The following is a 15275-nucleotide window of genomic DNA, read 5'->3' as shown; positions in this document are numbered from 1 at the left end:
TACTTCCGTAGAGACTTTATTAAAAATCTTGAAATTAAACATACAGGTGCTCTTCATCAATATTGTAGCGGCCCGACTACAACAAACACCTGCCTCAGCTTAGCTGGACACCCTTTCCAAAAACATTATAGCAGAAGTAAAAAAATCAAGTTTTACTCAACTAAAGAAAAGAAGCTTCAAAATTACGTAATTTAATAATCAAGGCTGTTGAATTATTTAATCATTTTTTTGATAATAGCAATTAAAGGAGATGGCTATCCTCCTTCTACAAACCGCCAATTCTGGCTGATGATACCTACGTTTCCCTCAAGCAGGGTACGTAGGTGCGTGCTCTGCTTTTACAAAATGGAGCTACGCTATGTTTTCCCGTCATAAAATTCTTTATTTATATATCTTTTGCTGCTCATAACTAGGAGCAGACATGTATCTTTCTCTTTTATCAATTGCTCTCGGTTCTGTAATCGGTGCCTGGCTTCGTTGGGGCATCAGTCTGAGATTTAATAGAGTCTTTGAAAATATCCCCTTTGGAACAGTGATTGTTAACTTAACTGGTGCTTTTATTATCGGATTAGCTGTATCCTTTTTTTCAAATAGCTCAATTAGTCCTAATTACAAATTATTTGTTGTGACAGGCTTCTGCGGTGCTTTAACGACATTTTCAACATTTTCAGTTGAAATTGTTGAGTTTCTACAAGCTTCAAAGCTTGAATATGCTATCTCAACAATAGCCATTCATGTAATTGGTTCACTGATCTTTACTGTACTAGGAATACTTTCCTATCAATTTTTCACAAATCATTAATAATCCAAATATTAGAAGGTAAAACAATGAGTTTTAAAAATGTTAAAGCAGGTATTAATCCGCCAGATGACTTTAATAGCATCATCGAAATTCCGGCAAATGCTAAACCCATCAAGTATGAAGTGAATAAAGAATATGATGCATTATTAGTTGATCGTTTCCTAAGTACAGCAATGTCTTATCCTTCTAATTACGGTTATATCCCTCAAACATTAAGCGAGGATGGTGATCCATTAGATGTATTTGTAATAGCTCCACATGCGGTTGCTGTAGGCTCAGTAATTCGAAGCCGCCCTATTGGAGTTATGTATATGGAAGATGAAGCCGGGATTGATGCAAAGATCATTGCTGTACCTCATTCTAAGCTCACACCTCTATATAACAATGTTAAAGATCTGAGCGACCTTCCTCAGCTTCAATTAGATCAAATGAAACATTTCTTTGAACATTACAAGGACTTGGAAAAAGGTAAATGGATGAAATTTAATGGCTGGGGCAAGATAGAAGAAGCCAGACAAGAGATTCTAAAATCTATCCAAGCATATAAATAATTTAGATACAAAGGGCCTCAAATCTGAGGTCTTTTTTGTCCATTTAACATAATGGCTGTTATACGAAATTTGAGAAAAAACATTGATAAAGTACTACTATGTAGTATAATAAAATTACTACATAGTAGTAGATAGTATGGAAGCTTGATGTATACAATATGCGAAACATCTTTGTTCAGTAAGTTTTATTCAGACTATTGGACAGAAAAAGAATACAACGAGTTTAAAATTTTTCTTGCTTCCAATCCTGAAGTTGGTGATGTAGAACCTAACTCAGGAGGAATACGTAAAGTTCGTTGGGGATCTGGTAAGACAGGTAAAAGCGGTGGAGTCAGAGTAATCTATTACAACCGTCTAGCTAACGGACAAATATGGTTACTTACCATTTATGGGAAATCTGCTGTTGATCAACTCGATAAAAAAGTACTACGTGCTTTAGTGGAGAAGTTAAATGAATCACTCAAATGATATTGTAAGCCGTGATGCTGAACGAGATATTGGTGCTGAATTACTTATGGCAGTAGATGAAATGCTTGCCAATGCTCCAGTCAAAACTTATACCATTACTCAAACTGATGTCGCTTTAGCTCGCCAAAAATCAGAGTTAAGCCAACGTGAATTTGCCGAAACTTTAGGTGTATCTGTGCGTACTTTGGAAAGTTGGGAACAAGGTGTACGTAAACCATCTAAAGCTGCACAATCCTTAATTAAGCTGTTTATCAAAGATCCTTCTTTTGTTAGAGAAGCTCTTAGCTAATTAAAAAAATATAGTAAAAATGGGAGCTTAGGCTCCCATTTTTAGATTCGTATAACGCGTATTATGTTAATTTTAGGAAAACTACACTTAGTCAAATTACACTTAGTCAAATTAAGTGCCATGATTAATTTTAATTATACTTTGAAATGATATAACATTACATTTATTTTTAAATTATTACTCATCATGACTCGTACGTTTGATCGGTTACAAGCAATAGATGCTTTAAGAGGTTTAGTAATTCTAATTATGATGTTAGACCATGTTAGAGAAACATTTTACTTACATCATCAAGTCACAGATCCAATGCTTATACCTGATACTGAAGGATTCCTTTTTTTTAGCAGAACTTTAGCTCATTTATGTGCACCTGTTTTTGTTGTTTTAACTGGACTGTCAGCGTATTTATATCAGAGTAAATATAATAGCTTAACAATGACAAGGGAATTTTTACTAAAACGAGGGCTATTCCTTATATTTCTTGAATTAGTGATCATTAATTTTGCTTGGACAGGTAGATTTCCACCAGATGTTATTTATTTACAAGTGATCTGGGCTATTGGACTAAGTATGGTTGCTTTATCATTGTTGATAAATATATCCAAAAAATGGCTTTGGTCAATCAGTTTAATTATCATCTTTGGACATAATTTATTAGAGCAAGTTTCTTTTTCAAATATTCCTATTCTTCAGAATTTTTGGTTTGTTTTATATGAGAGAGGTTGGATTGAGCTAGGTGAAATTCGTCTAAGAACCTCTTATCCAGTCTTACCGTGGATTGGTATTATCACACTAGGATATTGTATTGGCGGTTATATATTTGATGCTAGTAAAAACAATCATCGTCGCAATATAGCTTTACTTACTACAGGTATATTGAGTATTGGTCTATTTTTTATTTTAAGACTAATAAATCTATATGGTGATCAGGAATGGACTGTTCAACAGAATTTTCTTGAAACAGGGATGAGTTTTTTCAACCTAACTAAATATCCACCATCATTGCTATTTACACTTTTTAATGTAGGAATTGGATTTATTCTTCTAGCATTGTTAAATAAAGTTGAAGATAAGAAATGGGTTAAACCCTTAATAGTATTTGGTTCAGTACCTATGTTTTTCTATATCGTACATTTATTTCTTCTTAAAGCATTATATGCAATTTCTGTAGGGATATGGGGAACAAATCAAGGTGCATATTTTGGAGTAAATACTGTAATAAGTTTATGGTTTATAACAATTATGCTAAGTATATTGCTTTATCCATTAATGCTTAAATTCTCAAATTTTAAGCATAAAAATAAGCAAATAAAATTGCTTAAATATTTATAAGTTAACTTATAAATTAATGTGGTTCCATTAATTAGACCACTCAAACCCATTTTATAAGTGATAAATCTGCTCAAAATGGGAGCTTAAAGCTCCCATTTTTGACTTCGTATAAGGTGTATTATGTTAATTTTAGAAAAACTAACATTCATGCCCCTAGTTCATTTATAGCAAATCAATACCGAAATGGTGCAATATAGCTGCCCATGCAAGAAAAAGAAGAATGGTCATTACGTAGCAAATGGCTAGAGATAGCCAAAATCCATAACGCTGATAAAGTATTGGGAATGCTAAAAACATAGGTAATGTCGGTACTACATACCAAAAGGTATACCAAGCATGATTTGAAATTTTCTGCGGGTCTTGATTCTCAAGTTTCATCCATATCAGCACAAGTATCGTTACGATAGGCAAGGCTGCAATCAATCCGCCTAGACGGTCACTACGTTTAGCAACTTCTGAAATAAGTATGACCATTCCAGCAGTTAGAGCGTACTTAGCAATAAGCCAGACCATGTGCATTTCCTAGATGAATAGATTTATAAAGTTCTATTTTACAAACTGCTAAGTTATAAGCATCTGTTGAATTTACTATTAAAGGATAGAAAAATCTTTTATGACTTTTACATATATTCTTATTAAAGGAAAACTATTTTTAATCCTTTAAAATTGTTATAAGATAAACAAAATTTGTTGATTTTATAACATGAAAATATCATTACTGATCTCATCACTTCCCAGTCAAAGCACAACCGCAAGAATGCGAATTTGGCGTTCATTAAAGTCAAATGGTGCAGCAACTTTAAGAGATGGTGTTTACCTCTTACCCGAAGCACATTCTGAAAAATTCGAGTCTGTTGTTCATGATCATCTTAATGAACATGGGCATGCCTATATCTTTCAGACTGAACCTCCTGCACATTTAGACCTTGCTCAACTTTTCGACAGAACTGGAGAATATGAAGAACTGAGAACTGAAATTTCACAAATACAAAATACGCTTGAGGAAAATAAGAAAAAAGAACATCTCAAACAGATTCGAAAATTAAGAAAAAACCTCAATTCACTGATAGAAATAGATTTTTTCCCAAATACTCATCAAAGCAAAACACTGAATGAACTCACCCGATTAGAACAAGTTATTGCCCGGTTAGGTGAATACGATGAACCCAATAATTTTGAACAGCAATTAAAAGTCCTATGCAAGCAAGATTTTCAAAATAAAATCTGGGCAACCAGAAAGCGTCCTTGGGTTGACCGTTTGGCATCGGCATGGATCATTCAGAAATTTGTAGACCCTCAGGCAAAATTTATTTGGTTAGAGCATCCCAATGATTGCCCCAAAGATACCTTAGGTTTTGATTTTGATGATGCCCAATTTACCCATATCAATCATCTAGTCACTTTTGAAGTGTTAATGCATAGCTTTGAATTACAAAACCCTGCTTTAAATAAAATCGCTGAAATTGTTCATTTTTTAGATGTTGGGGGAAATGAGCCTGCCGAAGCCTTAGGCATTGAAAAAATCTTGCAAGGCTTAAGAAGCACGATCACAGATGATGATCAATTACTCCATCTTTCAAACCATATTTTTGATGGCTTATATGCAGACTTTCAAAGGAATTTAACATGAATAATAAGCCATCTTTAATAGATGAAACAGAAATTGAATCTATCAGCTTTTGGCAAGCATTCAAATTTTGGTTAAAACTGGGATTCATTAGCTTTGGTGGCCCTGCCGGGCAAATCGCTGTTATGCACCAAGAGTTAGTTGAAGAAAAAAAATGGATTTCAGAACAGCGTTTTATGCACGCATTGAATTATTGCATGCTCTTACCCGGCCCCGAAGCTCAACAACTTGCAACTTATATTGGCTGGTTAATGCATAAAACCAAAGGTGGCATCGTTGCAGGGGTTTTATTTGTTCTACCTTCTCTTTTTATCCTCATTGGGCTGTCTTGGGTCTATGTGAAATATGGCGACGTCCCGATCATTGCCGGTTTGTTTTATGGCATTAAGCCCGCAGTTGCCGCAATTGTATTTCATGCCACGTATCGTATTGGCAGTCGTTCATTAAAGAATAAATTTCTATGGGCGATTGCAGTTATCGCTTTTCTTGCAATATTTATTTTTAATATTCCTTTCCCTTTAATCGTTTTATGTGCAGCGATATCGGGTTATTTGGTCGGTAAAAAGTATCCTGATTTATTTAAGCTAAATGCACATCAGTCCAGTCAAAAATCCTATGGACGTGCAATTATTGATGATGATACCCCTACACCTGAACATGCTGTTTTTAAATGGTCTCATCTGATCAAAATAACTGTAATTTCAGCACTTTTATGGGCAATTCCACTCATCTCTTTAACAGCAGTTTTGGGATGGAGTCATTCTTATACTCAACTGGCTTGGTTCTTTACTAAAGCTGCACTTCTGACATTTGGTGGTGCTTATGCTGTTCTGCCTTACGTTTATCAAGGCGCTGTCGGTTTTTATCACTGGCTCACCCCAACTCAAATGATCGATGGTTTAGCCCTAGGTGAAAGTACTCCCGGCCCATTGATCATGGTGGTGGCTTTTGTCGGCTTCTTAGCAGCTTATAACCATTCGCTGTTGGGTGCTGAACATCAATTTATTGCAGGTGCATTAGGTGCAATCATCGTCACGTGGTTTACTTTTATTTTCTCATTTTTCTTTATCTTAGCCGGAGCACCTGTTATAGAGTCCACACACAATCAAATTAAATTTACTGCCCCTTTAACCGTCATTACCGCTGCCGTGGTGGGCGTAATTTTAAATTTGGCACTCTTTTTATGTTACCACGTGCTTTGGCCACAGGGTTTTGAAGGGAATTTTGATTATATCTCTGCCATTATTGCAATTTTAGCTGTAGTCGCATTATTTAAATTTAATCAAAGTGTGCTCAGAGTCATCATCGGTTCTGCTTTAGTGGGTTTAACGATTAAAATTTTACTATAAAGAATGAACACTAGAGGTATGGATAAAAAATCTATGCTTCTTTTGACACGATTCAAGGTATCTTCTTTCATATAAAAAATTAAAGAATATTCCACTAAATCACTCCCCATTTAACATAATGGCGGTTATACGAAATTAGTAGTTTTTACGCGGAATTCCTAACGTATTCATCTTTTGTCTTATATCTTTATTTTTACCAATAGGTAAAATATATTCATAACTTACATCGAAAAGTAGGTAATTAAGAAAAAAATTACAGCGTTTTATAAGCCTTATAGTAACGGGAGAGACTATAGGGCTTTTTATTTATCTTAATATTCATATACCTAATGGATTTGCTTTTCAACTAGTTCCAATTTGTTTAATGCTTGCCGTTTTTTATGATCATTATTAATCTTTACAACTAGAGCTAAAATAAAAACCATCACTATAAAAACAAGGAAAATCAAATGCTTTTTCATCATTAATCCCTTCTTTTGATCTTTAAGAATGCCTTGTTCCTTTGTAAATAGATATGACATAAGGGAAGCACTGATACAAGCCTTTTTAAATGACTTTAGCAACTCGATAAACAGTTGCAACTCCACAATTCACTGCTTTGGCAATTTCTTCCTTAGTCATATTGCCAGCTGCTAGTAATTCTTTTATTCGTTTGTGCTTAGCCTCATTGGCTTTCTTACCTGTTGGCTTGTAACCCGAACGTGCCAGGCCCTGCTTAATACGTTCTATACGTTTCTCATTGTCTAGGCGAGCCATTGTTGCCAGGAGATCAATCAACATATTATTAATGAGTTCTAGGATTGAATGAGTAATGGTGTCACTGGTTTGAATCATTTGGTAGGTAGTAGGAAGATCTGCCACAATTAATCGAAGTCCTTTCTCCTGAATCCTGCGCTTCAGCTCTTGAAAATCTCGTTGGGTTAGGCGTGATAAGCGGTCAATACTTTCAACTAACAAGGTGTCACCTTGATTTGCTTCTGACAGCAGCTTATTCAATTCAGGTCGGTCTAACTTCGTACCACTATAGTTTTCCACGTACACAATGGTTTCACCCAAATTCAAGTTTTGGTTTAGATCCTGAAGAATCTGCAAAGCCCTTTTTGCATCTTGATCTTTAGTTGAAGCTCGTAGATAAATACGTGTATTCATTTCTATCATTTAATCTTAATTCTATTAGATTAATGATAACAACATCATTTAATTATTGCATTAAGTCTAATGATAGATATTGTATGCGATTTGGCTCGCTATCATTCAGCTATACTCTTTTGATAGAAAAAGCATGACTGAAAGCCATGCTTTGGGAGTTCGTATAATACGTATCATATTAATTTTGGAAAAATTAGATATTGATTGGGAGTGACTAAAGCTGTAGAGTTTCTTTTTAAGTGAGTCCCCAAAATGAAATTCCAATTTATATTTGAAAACTTTAAAGCTTTACCAAATGGAACAGATGCTTTCAAGCAGTTAAAAATTTTATGTGAGCAAGAAATTGGCAACAATAATAATTTAGATAATTCGGCCTTATTTCTTATTTATGGGTTTGCGAAGAACTACGTCTTATTGTACGAAGATCAAGAAGTTACTCCTGAATTTGCAAAAAAAGCAAAAAGCCAATTAATTGATTATATGTCTGAACTTAATATTGCTCTAATCAGTCAAGATTCTAATCTTATATTAGAAACTCTTAATAATATTTCAAAAAAATATTTTAAAAGTTCAAGAATATTTTAAATCTTAATAATCAATGAACAAGCTATCATTACAGGGGTTTTTGATTCCCCTTTTTGTCTCATTCTTTATGAGTGGCATTAACGCTATTCTAGGAGCTTTAAATGAAGATAAATTTTTATTATCAATTGTTTTTTCACAATAGATGATTAATTGGATTATTGCTTATCCATGTCTTTTGTTTCTTGTTCCTTTCTCAAAAAAGATCGTTTTAAAGCTTTTTTATCCTCAGTTGAAATAATGAATGTTATATGAAACGAGGACAATAGACCGTCGTTTTTCACTTTGCATAAGATATTCTACGTTAAGTAGCGGCTAAAAATGCCCTTGATCAAGGGCATTTCGTATAACGTGTATTATGTTAATTGTAGACTTTCTAAATAATTAAATTTGTACGACTTAGAAAACGCATTCAATAGTGCTTGAATAGATGCTGTAGCAATATCGGTATCAATTGCTATTCCCCAATACGCATGCCCTCTAGAGTCTATACAACGAATATAACTAATAGACCGACTACTACTCTGCTTTCCTAAAGTATGTTCTGAATACTCAGCAATCGTTATTTTACAAGGCCATTTCATATTTAAAGCATTGACTGATGCAGATAACAACCCATTTCCACAACCTACAAGATTGATAATCTCATCTTTTAACTCAATAGATATTTTAACTTCATAAATATCATCTTTTTTACTTGATTGATAATTTACAAGTTTAAAATCACAGCCCTCCACGCTGATTCCATATTCTTCTCTAAATACTGTCCAAATTTCAGCATGGGATAATTCTTTCTGATTATTATCTGTCAGCTTTTGCACGATTTGGCTAAAATCTTTTTGTAAATTTGGTGGTAAATCTATGCCATGATTCTGCTGTAATATCCATGCAGCACCGCTTTTACCCGACTGACTATTGACACGAATGACTGCCTCATAACTGCATCCTAAATCAACTGGATCTATAGGCAAATAAGGAACTTCCCAAAATGAATGATCTTGGGTACTTCTGGCTTGAAAACCTTTTTTAATCGCATCCTGATGGCTACCTGAAAAAGCAGTAAAAACCAACTCACCGACATAAGGATGCCGTGGATGAATAGGAAGTTCATTACATTCTTTCACGATTTCAGCCACTTTTTTAATATCGGAAAAATCAAGTTCGGGTGAAACACCTTGTGTGTACATATTCAAAGCAATGTTCACAAGATCTACATTTCCTGTACGTTCACCATTACCAAATAGACAACCCTCAACACGGTCTGCACCTGCGAGTAATGCAAGTTCAGCTGTAGCAACGCCTGTCCCTCTATCATTATGTGGATGCACACTAATACAGACCTGATTTCTTCTAGAGAAATGTTTACAGAAGTATTCAATTTGATCAGCAAAAATATTAGGAGTGCTCACCTCGACAGTCGTGGGCAAGTTAATAATCATTGGATTCTCAGGACTCGGATCCCATACTTGAGCGACTGCTTCACAAATTTCTAGAGCGAATTCAATCTCGGTAAAGCAAAAAGTCTCTGGAGAATATTCATACGTCCATTTTGTTTCTGGATACTGTTCACATAAGGATTTAACCTGCTTGGTTGATGCAAGGGCTAACTCGATCACTTCCTGTTTAGTCTTTTGAAATACGATTCTACGGAAGACTTCTGCCGTGGCATTGTAAACATGAACAATCGCTTGCTTTACTCCAGTTAAAGACTCAAAGGTTCTTTCAATTAAGTCGGATCTGGCTTGGGTCATGACTTGAATACAAACATCATTTGGTATTTGGTTATTTTCAATAAGGTATCGTACAAAATTAAAATCCGTTTCTGATGCAGCTGGAAATGCAACTTCAATCTGTTTTAACCCACATTCCACCAGTAACTGGAAAAATTTTAGCTTTCTATGATGATCCATAGGATTCGCCAATGCCTGATTTCCATCTCTTAAATCAGTAGAACACCAAACAGGAGCAGTCGTAATTTTTTGACTTGGCCAAGTTCTCTCTGAAAAATCTAAAAATTCAAATGGGCGATATTTGTTTTGAGGGTGGCTTAACATGATGTGCTCCTATTGTTTGAATCACATCATCATGAAGCATCACTTTTTGTCTTTCTTTCGACTTAAAGACAAATACTATCGATAAAAAGACATTATCTAATCTGAATCTAATCTGATTTTTTCTTCATATATTCTGTAGGTGTCATGCCCATTTGTCTTTTAAACATATAGGAAAAAGCACTGGGGCTCTCATAGCCTAAATCTAAAGCAATATTGAGTATCGGCTTTCTCATTTCCAAATCAGTTAAGGCTTGTAGCAATTTTGCTTGCTTCAGCCATACACTAAAATTCATATTGAGTTCTTTTTGGAAAAGCCTTGAAAGTGTTTTAGAGCTTAAGGCATGCTGTCCGGCAACTATCTCTAAATGGTTGGTTTTGGAGAGATCAATTTTGATATTTTCACAAATTTCTTTGAGTATCTCTGACTTTGGTTCCGGCAAACGGAATGGAATTTCTTCTAAAAAGCGTAATTCATCTAATATGAGTTCCAAAAGCCGTTCGTTTCTAGTGTGAGGTAAGACTTCTTCTTTTATCTGTACAGCCTGATTAATAAGTTCTGACAGAAGTTTTGGAATAGCAATAACACTACATTGCGTATTGAAATCAGCACGGGCAAAGGGATCAACAAATATTCCTCGAGCCTCCACATTACCAAATATCTTGATTGAATGTTTTTTGTTTTGAGGTATCCAAATACCTTTAGATGGAGGGATGACCCATATTCCTTCTGATGTTCGAACATGAATGACTCCAGAGAGAGTATGTAGTAACTGGATTCTGTCATGTTGATGAGTCCCCTCTACATATCCATCAGCATACGATTGTGCATAAGCATAAACTGGATAATTGAGCTGACCATGAGAGTAATGCACTATAAATATCTCTTAAGCTTGAGGAAGTATTTTATATGATTGATAAAGAATAAATCATTAAGGGTAATTCCCATTTAACATAATGGCGGTTATACGAAGTACACTTGTATATTAATTTAAAAATCAATAACTTGAAAATTTCAACCTGATCACAAAACGCACAAAAATTGGCTTTTGTAATAAGTTGGTGAGTTTTTAAGCGTATCTGTAACATTTTGCCAAGAAATTTGATTAATAAATGATCAATTCGGCAATCAGTGCCCATTCCATGCGGATCCAGGTTCCAAAACTATCCCCAATTGCTGGGGATAAAATTTAGGCTATTTTGTACGCTTTGGCTCACATAAAACTCGGCCCTTTGCGGCTATCCAGGATAAGTGAATTTTACGATATGATAAGCTAAAGTGTAGCTATGAGGGGGCAGTTGCATTAGCTTGTATATTTATTTGGCTACCTTTATCGGGTAAATTCTATACTTGAAATGTCAACAGACCCTAATCGTATTAAAAATTTTTAAAATTTTCATTAAGGCAAAAGCTATGAATGACTTTAGACTACTATATGTAAGTAAGATCAAAAGTAATATTAATCCGATAAATGATCTATATGATATTTTGACAGAAGCCGTAGCTTTTAATAGCCTAAATGAAATTTATGGTGTTCTTTATTATGGAAACGATTACTTTATTCAATGCGTAGAAGGTCAGAAAGATAAAGTAGAATATCTATTTTATGAAAAAATTTTAAAAGATCCACGTCATAAAAACTGTGAAGTTTTATCTTTCGAAAATATCGAAAAATATTTATTTTCTGCATGGCATATGAAATATGCCATGATTCATAAAGAAGTTATTGATTTCTTTAAGCATTATCATAATGATGAATTTAATCCTTATTTACTGAATAGCTCTACTATTCCAGCTTTTATAGAGCTGTTAAGCACACATGGAGATAGCTTTTCTATCTTAAAAAGTAAAGCTTTAAAAAAGTAAAGCTTTAACTTAACCAGTACAAAAATTATTTAGAATAAAATTAATATAATAAAGTGCTTTCAAAAGACTTATGAATTAAGTCTTTTGATCATGCATTTAACATAAAATCTCTTATGCGAAATTTAAGCTACTTTGGTAGTTTTTGACAACTATTTATACTAAGCGATACAGAAAAATGAAAAAGGATACCTTTATAAAGAATCCTTTTTTTCTTTTATATCTTCAGTGACTTGTATCATCCAGTACATAAGCGCAAAGAATGGGATAAGCAAAATTAAAAGATAAAGGATACTAAAATTTAGAAAGTATCTGGCAAAAGATAAGGCTGTCAGTAAGACTAATAATCCACAAATCGTATAGACAATTTTATTGCGTTTACTAACCAACTCGACAATAGAAAGATCCTGATTTTTCATTCTATGATCCTTAGTAACTTGTGCAATACTGCATTTCTCTATAACCATGCAGCATATTCACCAGAATCATTAATTGATTTAAGTACGTACAAGGTAGCCCATTTAATTCAGGGAATTTTTCCCACATTAAATATTTATCTTTGTAGAGAAAGGTATTTTTCTTAAATTTTTCTTGGCTTGATAACTCAATTTTCATTTGTTCAAGCTGTTTAAAATGCTCAACCACATCGTCTGGAATTGGCATATTTAGAGCTACACTCTTACCATTTAACCAATATTGAATTGGTCGGACGTTAATAGATTCATTGAATCCTATAGCTTTGAAATAATCCTTTACCGCTTCAGGGTTATAGAACCCCAATGATTCAACTAGCAGTTTAAAATCTGCATTTGTCATTATATACCGTCCATAATTTGATAAATTTGATTATATAGTCCACAGGTGGACAATACAAGCAATATCCAAAGTTTAACCTTCTATTGGTTTTAGTAGATTATGGACTGCCAATGTTATTGTCTGGTCCATAATCTCTAAAACGTCTAATCCCGATGCTTGGATAAAAGCTGCAAGCTGCAGCGTTTATCCAGGCATCTATATTACCTATCTAATCCAGATCCATAGCAGATATATCAGAGCAAAGTGTCTACTTTGCGAACTGACGCAATCAGTTAAATTTCCCCTTCCCTGATTACCGTTGATTTTCAAGTGAGCTTTAAAAAGCTGTGCTTTTTAAATGGCGACCGCAGAAAATAAACTGCTCCTATTTGATCTAGTAGCGGGATATAAAAAAAACACCCTTAATGGGTGTTTTCGTGGCCTAGATTATCGAGATATATCTTTATTTTTGTTTCTCTCTTGAGTTTTAACTTGTGGCTGCTGTACTGGCTGCTGTTTTGGAGCATTGGCATCATAAGCCGTTAATTTTGGCTTATGAAATTTCTGATTTTGAATATCGGCATTATGTTGAATCTGAAGCTTAGTTTTATCATTTTTGGTTAAAGCTTTTTCAGTTGTTTCTTTCAATTTACTCAAGCTTTGAGCTTCCCACTTCCCTTTATTTGCCAATGTTTGAACTCTTGCGCCTGTTGGCAGTCCAGTTTTAGGATCAATTTCTTTAGTATTCACTTCGACTTTGTTAGATCCTTTATAGGTCAGGACAATATCATCATTCTTAATGATATTTTGTTCTTTCAAAGTACGTTCCAGATCCTTCGCCCAGATTGTATTTTTTTCACCTTTACTATTTTCAATAGTGGCGTAGTAGCTACTGTTATTCTTAGGATCATGCTCATAAGGTGCTGCACCATGATCTACTAATTTTCCAACGTGCATTTTTTTCTGATTAAGCTGTTCAACCGCAACGTCTATACTGGCTGTGCGCTGCTTTTCTGTGAAGCCGTCAGCTTTCATTTTTTTATCAAAAACTGTCAGTAAAGCTTTTTCCTGTTCTGACAGGTTATTAATTTTTTCCTTCCGTTCCTGTGTTGGATCTACTTTATCCTTCTCATTTAAAGGCTTCTCTTTCTGGCGTTCATTACCCTTTTCAATAGTATTGGGAATTACCTCTTTACCTTGTTCTTTTTTCATGTCATTGAGCAAGGCTAGGTCAATATCACGAGGTTCATAACCCTTTACTGTCATGCCCTTCATTGAAGCTTCAAGCCATACATTCCGTTTAAATTCTTCAGAGCCTTTAACCTGTATTGTTTCCCATTTTTTAGCTTTTGCTACCTCCACCATTGAAGCAGCAATATGTTTATCATCAATTGTGGTTTTTAAAGCTTTTCCAGAATCTTCAAAAGCTACTTTTTCAGGATTACCTTTAAAGTGATATTTGTCATCTACCACATAATATTTATTGAGCAATGCTTTAGGTATGCCTTCTTCACTAGGTTCTTTACTGTCATCAGCTTTTAGCTTTTTGGTATCAGTTACTTTAGTTTCTTCAGGATCTTGATTAATACCTTTTGTGCTTTTTGAAATATCTATATTTTCAGCTTTTTCAATCGAATTGACTTCAGCTTGATTTGTTTCTAACGTCTGGCCAAGTTTGGTATAGCCGGTTTGTTCTTTATTAAAACTAGGTTTATCGACCTTGTTTGCTTCAGTCATGATCAAGTCCTTATTGATTAGAAATATTTTGGCGACGTGCTGCTTCGTCAATAATCATTTTGGTTTGAATATATTTGTCTGTTAGAAGTGCAATTTGTCTTTCAGTTTCAGTGCTTAAATCTTTATTTTGCTGATATACAACTATGCTTTGCATATAGTTTTTTACAGTGTCAGGATGATTAACTGCTTTAGATGAAAAGCCATTAGGACTGGTCACGGCTTTATTTGAAGTACAGCCCACAACTGAAAAAGATAGGGCGAGGCTGATTAATGTAAGAGAGATTTTTTTCATGATAGTTTCCTTATTTAGAATTAACTTGGTCTGAAAACGCCTGATAAACGTCATCAATATCTGAATTTTCTATAGATCCCTTTTGACCTTTATTGACTGCATTTAGGTTGTCTTGTTGATCTTCATCAACTGCAAATTCAGATTCAGCACAATTAAAAACCGTATCAACAATTTGTTTGGCTTCGTCATGACTAAATTTAGTGACACCAAGTACAAATAGGCTGTCCTCTAGGTTTTCCAATTCTGCAATCATGGTTAGAGGATCTGATTCATCTGCTGAAACAAGGTTTTCCATTTGTTCTGGTTCATCTACTGCAACCAGATTTTCCATTTCTGCAATCATGGCCAGAGGATCTGGTTCATCTACTGCAACAAGGTTTTCTATTT

At 34.4% G+C, this 15275-nt stretch carries 18 protein-coding genes, 2 pseudogenes and 1 riboswitch; of the genes and pseudogenes, 11 read left to right on the top strand and 9 right to left on the bottom strand.

Going from position 1 to position 15275, the window contains the following annotated elements; genetic code table 11:
- From N518_RS17320 to N518_RS0114010, 6 genes are all read left to right on the top strand, one after another.
- Positions 1-195, top strand: a 195-nt coding sequence (locus tag N518_RS17320; protein WP_212771474.1) for a hypothetical protein, incomplete at its 5' end; no start/stop codon positions are given.
- 42 nt (positions 196-237) lie between these two features.
- Positions 238-305: riboswitch (Fluoride riboswitch) on the top strand.
- A 116-nt stretch (positions 306-421) separates the two neighbouring features.
- Positions 422-802 carry a fluoride efflux transporter CrcB gene (gene crcB / locus N518_RS0114030; RefSeq protein ID WP_026444426.1) on the top strand — a complete coding sequence of 127 codons (381 nt, stop codon included), beginning with the start codon at positions 422-424 and terminating at the stop codon, positions 800-802.
- Between the two features lie 26 nt (positions 803-828).
- Positions 829-1353 (top strand): inorganic diphosphatase, encoded by a 525-nt coding sequence (ppa, locus tag N518_RS0114025; RefSeq protein ID WP_026444425.1) that lies wholly within the window; start codon positions 829-831, stop codon positions 1351-1353.
- A 147-nt stretch (positions 1354-1500) separates the two neighbouring features.
- A complete protein-coding gene (locus N518_RS0114020; RefSeq protein ID WP_005020911.1) occupies positions 1501-1821 on the top strand; it encodes a hypothetical protein in 321 nt (106 codons plus the stop codon).
- Positions 1805-2110 carry a helix-turn-helix domain-containing protein gene (locus N518_RS0114015; RefSeq protein WP_026444424.1) on the top strand — a complete coding sequence of 102 codons (306 nt, stop codon included), beginning with the start codon at positions 1805-1807 and terminating at the stop codon, positions 2108-2110. The genes N518_RS0114020 and N518_RS0114015 overlap by 17 nt, the downstream gene beginning before the upstream one ends.
- A gap of 186 nt (positions 2111-2296) precedes the next feature.
- Positions 2297-3442 (top strand): DUF1624 domain-containing protein, encoded by a 1146-nt coding sequence (locus N518_RS0114010; protein ID WP_026444423.1) that lies wholly within the window; start codon positions 2297-2299, stop codon positions 3440-3442.
- 162 nt (positions 3443-3604) lie between these two features.
- Here N518_RS0114010 and N518_RS0114005 read toward each other — a convergent pair whose 3' ends face one another.
- Entirely contained in the window at positions 3605-3955 is a 351-nt protein-coding gene (locus N518_RS0114005) for a DUF3147 family protein (protein ID WP_004644745.1), read from the bottom strand.
- Positions 3956-4145: 190 nt separating this feature from the next.
- Here N518_RS0114005 and N518_RS0114000 point away from each other — a divergent pair, with 190 nt between their 5' ends.
- Together N518_RS0114000 and chrA are read left to right on the top strand one after the other, a co-directional pair.
- On the top strand, positions 4146-5072 hold the full coding sequence (locus N518_RS0114000; protein ID WP_026055779.1) for a chromate resistance protein ChrB domain-containing protein: 927 nt from the start codon (positions 4146-4148) through the stop codon (positions 5070-5072).
- The gene (gene chrA, locus N518_RS0113995; RefSeq protein ID WP_026444422.1) at positions 5069-6418 is read left to right on the top strand and encodes a chromate efflux transporter; all 1350 of its coding nucleotides are present in this window, start codon (positions 5069-5071) and stop codon (positions 6416-6418) included. The genes N518_RS0114000 and chrA overlap by 4 nt, the downstream gene beginning before the upstream one ends.
- Positions 6419-6964: 546 nt before the next feature.
- Here the strand turns inward: chrA and N518_RS0113985 are convergent.
- Positions 6965-7576, bottom strand: coding sequence for a recombinase family protein (locus tag N518_RS0113985; RefSeq protein WP_004811709.1), 612 nt, complete (start codon positions 7574-7576; stop codon positions 6965-6967).
- Between the two features lie 243 nt (positions 7577-7819).
- On the opposite strand from N518_RS0113985, the gene N518_RS0113980 reads away from it, so the two are divergent.
- Entirely contained in the window at positions 7820-8152 is a 333-nt protein-coding gene (locus tag N518_RS0113980; RefSeq protein ID WP_004282109.1) for a hypothetical protein, read from the top strand.
- Between the two features lie 353 nt (positions 8153-8505).
- Here N518_RS0113980 and leuA read toward each other — a convergent pair whose 3' ends face one another.
- Both leuA and N518_RS0113970 read right to left on the bottom strand, forming a co-directional pair.
- The gene (leuA, locus tag N518_RS0113975; RefSeq protein WP_026444421.1) at positions 8506-10203 is read right to left on the bottom strand and encodes a 2-isopropylmalate synthase; all 1698 of its coding nucleotides are present in this window, start codon (positions 10201-10203) and stop codon (positions 8506-8508) included.
- A gap of 107 nt (positions 10204-10310) precedes the next feature.
- Positions 10311-11075 carry an AraC family transcriptional regulator gene (locus N518_RS0113970; protein WP_026444420.1) on the bottom strand — a complete coding sequence of 255 codons (765 nt, stop codon included), beginning with the start codon at positions 11073-11075 and terminating at the stop codon, positions 10311-10313.
- A 387-nt stretch (positions 11076-11462) separates the two neighbouring features.
- Between N518_RS0113970 and N518_RS17135 the strand changes: the two are divergent.
- Both N518_RS17135 and N518_RS0113965 read left to right on the top strand, forming a co-directional pair.
- Positions 11463-11555 (top strand): annotated as a pseudogene (locus N518_RS17135) (IS5/IS1182 family transposase); the annotation flags it as partial.
- 59 nt (positions 11556-11614) lie between these two features.
- A complete protein-coding gene (locus N518_RS0113965; RefSeq protein WP_026444419.1) occupies positions 11615-12067 on the top strand; it encodes a BLUF domain-containing protein in 453 nt (150 codons plus the stop codon).
- Between the two features lie 191 nt (positions 12068-12258).
- Here N518_RS0113965 and N518_RS0113960 read toward each other — a convergent pair whose 3' ends face one another.
- The 5 genes and pseudogenes from N518_RS0113960 to N518_RS17280 form a co-directional block, all read right to left on the bottom strand.
- Entirely contained in the window at positions 12259-12483 is a 225-nt protein-coding gene (locus tag N518_RS0113960) for a hypothetical protein (protein ID WP_026444418.1), read from the bottom strand.
- A 10-nt stretch (positions 12484-12493) separates the two neighbouring features.
- Entirely contained in the window at positions 12494-12880 is a 387-nt protein-coding gene (locus N518_RS0113955; protein ID WP_026444417.1) for a hypothetical protein, read from the bottom strand.
- 426 nt (positions 12881-13306) lie between these two features.
- Positions 13307-14596, bottom strand: coding sequence for an LPD7 domain-containing protein (locus tag N518_RS0113950; protein WP_026444416.1), 1290 nt, complete (start codon positions 14594-14596; stop codon positions 13307-13309).
- Positions 14597-14606: 10 nt separating this feature from the next.
- Positions 14607-14888 carry a hypothetical protein gene (locus tag N518_RS0113945; RefSeq protein ID WP_026444415.1) on the bottom strand — a complete coding sequence of 94 codons (282 nt, stop codon included), beginning with the start codon at positions 14886-14888 and terminating at the stop codon, positions 14607-14609.
- A gap of 10 nt (positions 14889-14898) precedes the next feature.
- Positions 14899-15275, bottom strand: a pseudogene (locus N518_RS17280) (type IV secretory system conjugative DNA transfer family protein); the annotation flags it as partial.

Origin of the sequence: Acinetobacter sp. UNC436CL71CviS28 (assembly GCF_000620525.1) — a bacterium.
Taxonomy (GTDB): Bacteria; Pseudomonadota; Gammaproteobacteria; order Pseudomonadales; family Moraxellaceae; genus Acinetobacter; species Acinetobacter radioresistens.
The sequence above is the reverse complement of the archived record's forward strand: the minus strand, read 5'-3'. Positions and strand labels throughout refer to the sequence as shown.

Excerpts from the sequence above, each read along its gene's own strand:
- crcB (WP_026444426.1), top strand. The coding sequence starts at position 422 with ATGTATCTTTCTCTTTTATCAATTGCTCTCGGTTCTGTAATCGGTGCC.
- N518_RS0113955 (WP_026444417.1), bottom strand. The coding sequence starts at position 12,880 with ATGACAAATGCAGATTTTAAACTGCTAGTTGAATCATTGGGGTTCTAT.
- N518_RS0113965 (WP_026444419.1), top strand. The coding sequence starts at position 11,615 with ATGAATGACTTTAGACTACTATATGTAAGTAAGATCAAAAGTAATATT.
- N518_RS0113980 (WP_004282109.1), top strand. The coding sequence starts at position 7,820 with ATGAAATTCCAATTTATATTTGAAAACTTTAAAGCTTTACCAAATGGA.
- ppa (WP_026444425.1), top strand. The coding sequence starts at position 829 with ATGAGTTTTAAAAATGTTAAAGCAGGTATTAATCCGCCAGATGACTTT.
- N518_RS0114000 (WP_026055779.1), top strand. The coding sequence starts at position 4,146 with ATGAAAATATCATTACTGATCTCATCACTTCCCAGTCAAAGCACAACC.
- N518_RS0113985 (WP_004811709.1), bottom strand. The coding sequence starts at position 7,576 with ATGATAGAAATGAATACACGTATTTATCTACGAGCTTCAACTAAAGAT.
- chrA (WP_026444422.1), top strand. The coding sequence starts at position 5,069 with ATGAATAATAAGCCATCTTTAATAGATGAAACAGAAATTGAATCTATC.
- N518_RS0114020 (WP_005020911.1), top strand. The coding sequence starts at position 1,501 with ATGTATACAATATGCGAAACATCTTTGTTCAGTAAGTTTTATTCAGAC.
- N518_RS0113945 (WP_026444415.1), bottom strand. The coding sequence starts at position 14,888 with ATGAAAAAAATCTCTCTTACATTAATCAGCCTCGCCCTATCTTTTTCA.
- N518_RS0114005 (WP_004644745.1), bottom strand. The coding sequence starts at position 3,955 with ATGGTCTGGCTTATTGCTAAGTACGCTCTAACTGCTGGAATGGTCATA.
- N518_RS0114010 (WP_026444423.1), top strand. The coding sequence starts at position 2,297 with ATGACTCGTACGTTTGATCGGTTACAAGCAATAGATGCTTTAAGAGGT.
- N518_RS0113950 (WP_026444416.1), bottom strand. The coding sequence starts at position 14,596 with ATGACTGAAGCAAACAAGGTCGATAAACCTAGTTTTAATAAAGAACAA.
- N518_RS0113960 (WP_026444418.1), bottom strand. The coding sequence starts at position 12,483 with ATGAAAAATCAGGATCTTTCTATTGTCGAGTTGGTTAGTAAACGCAAT.
- leuA (WP_026444421.1), bottom strand. The coding sequence starts at position 10,203 with ATGTTAAGCCACCCTCAAAACAAATATCGCCCATTTGAATTTTTAGAT.
- N518_RS0114015 (WP_026444424.1), top strand. The coding sequence starts at position 1,805 with ATGAATCACTCAAATGATATTGTAAGCCGTGATGCTGAACGAGATATT.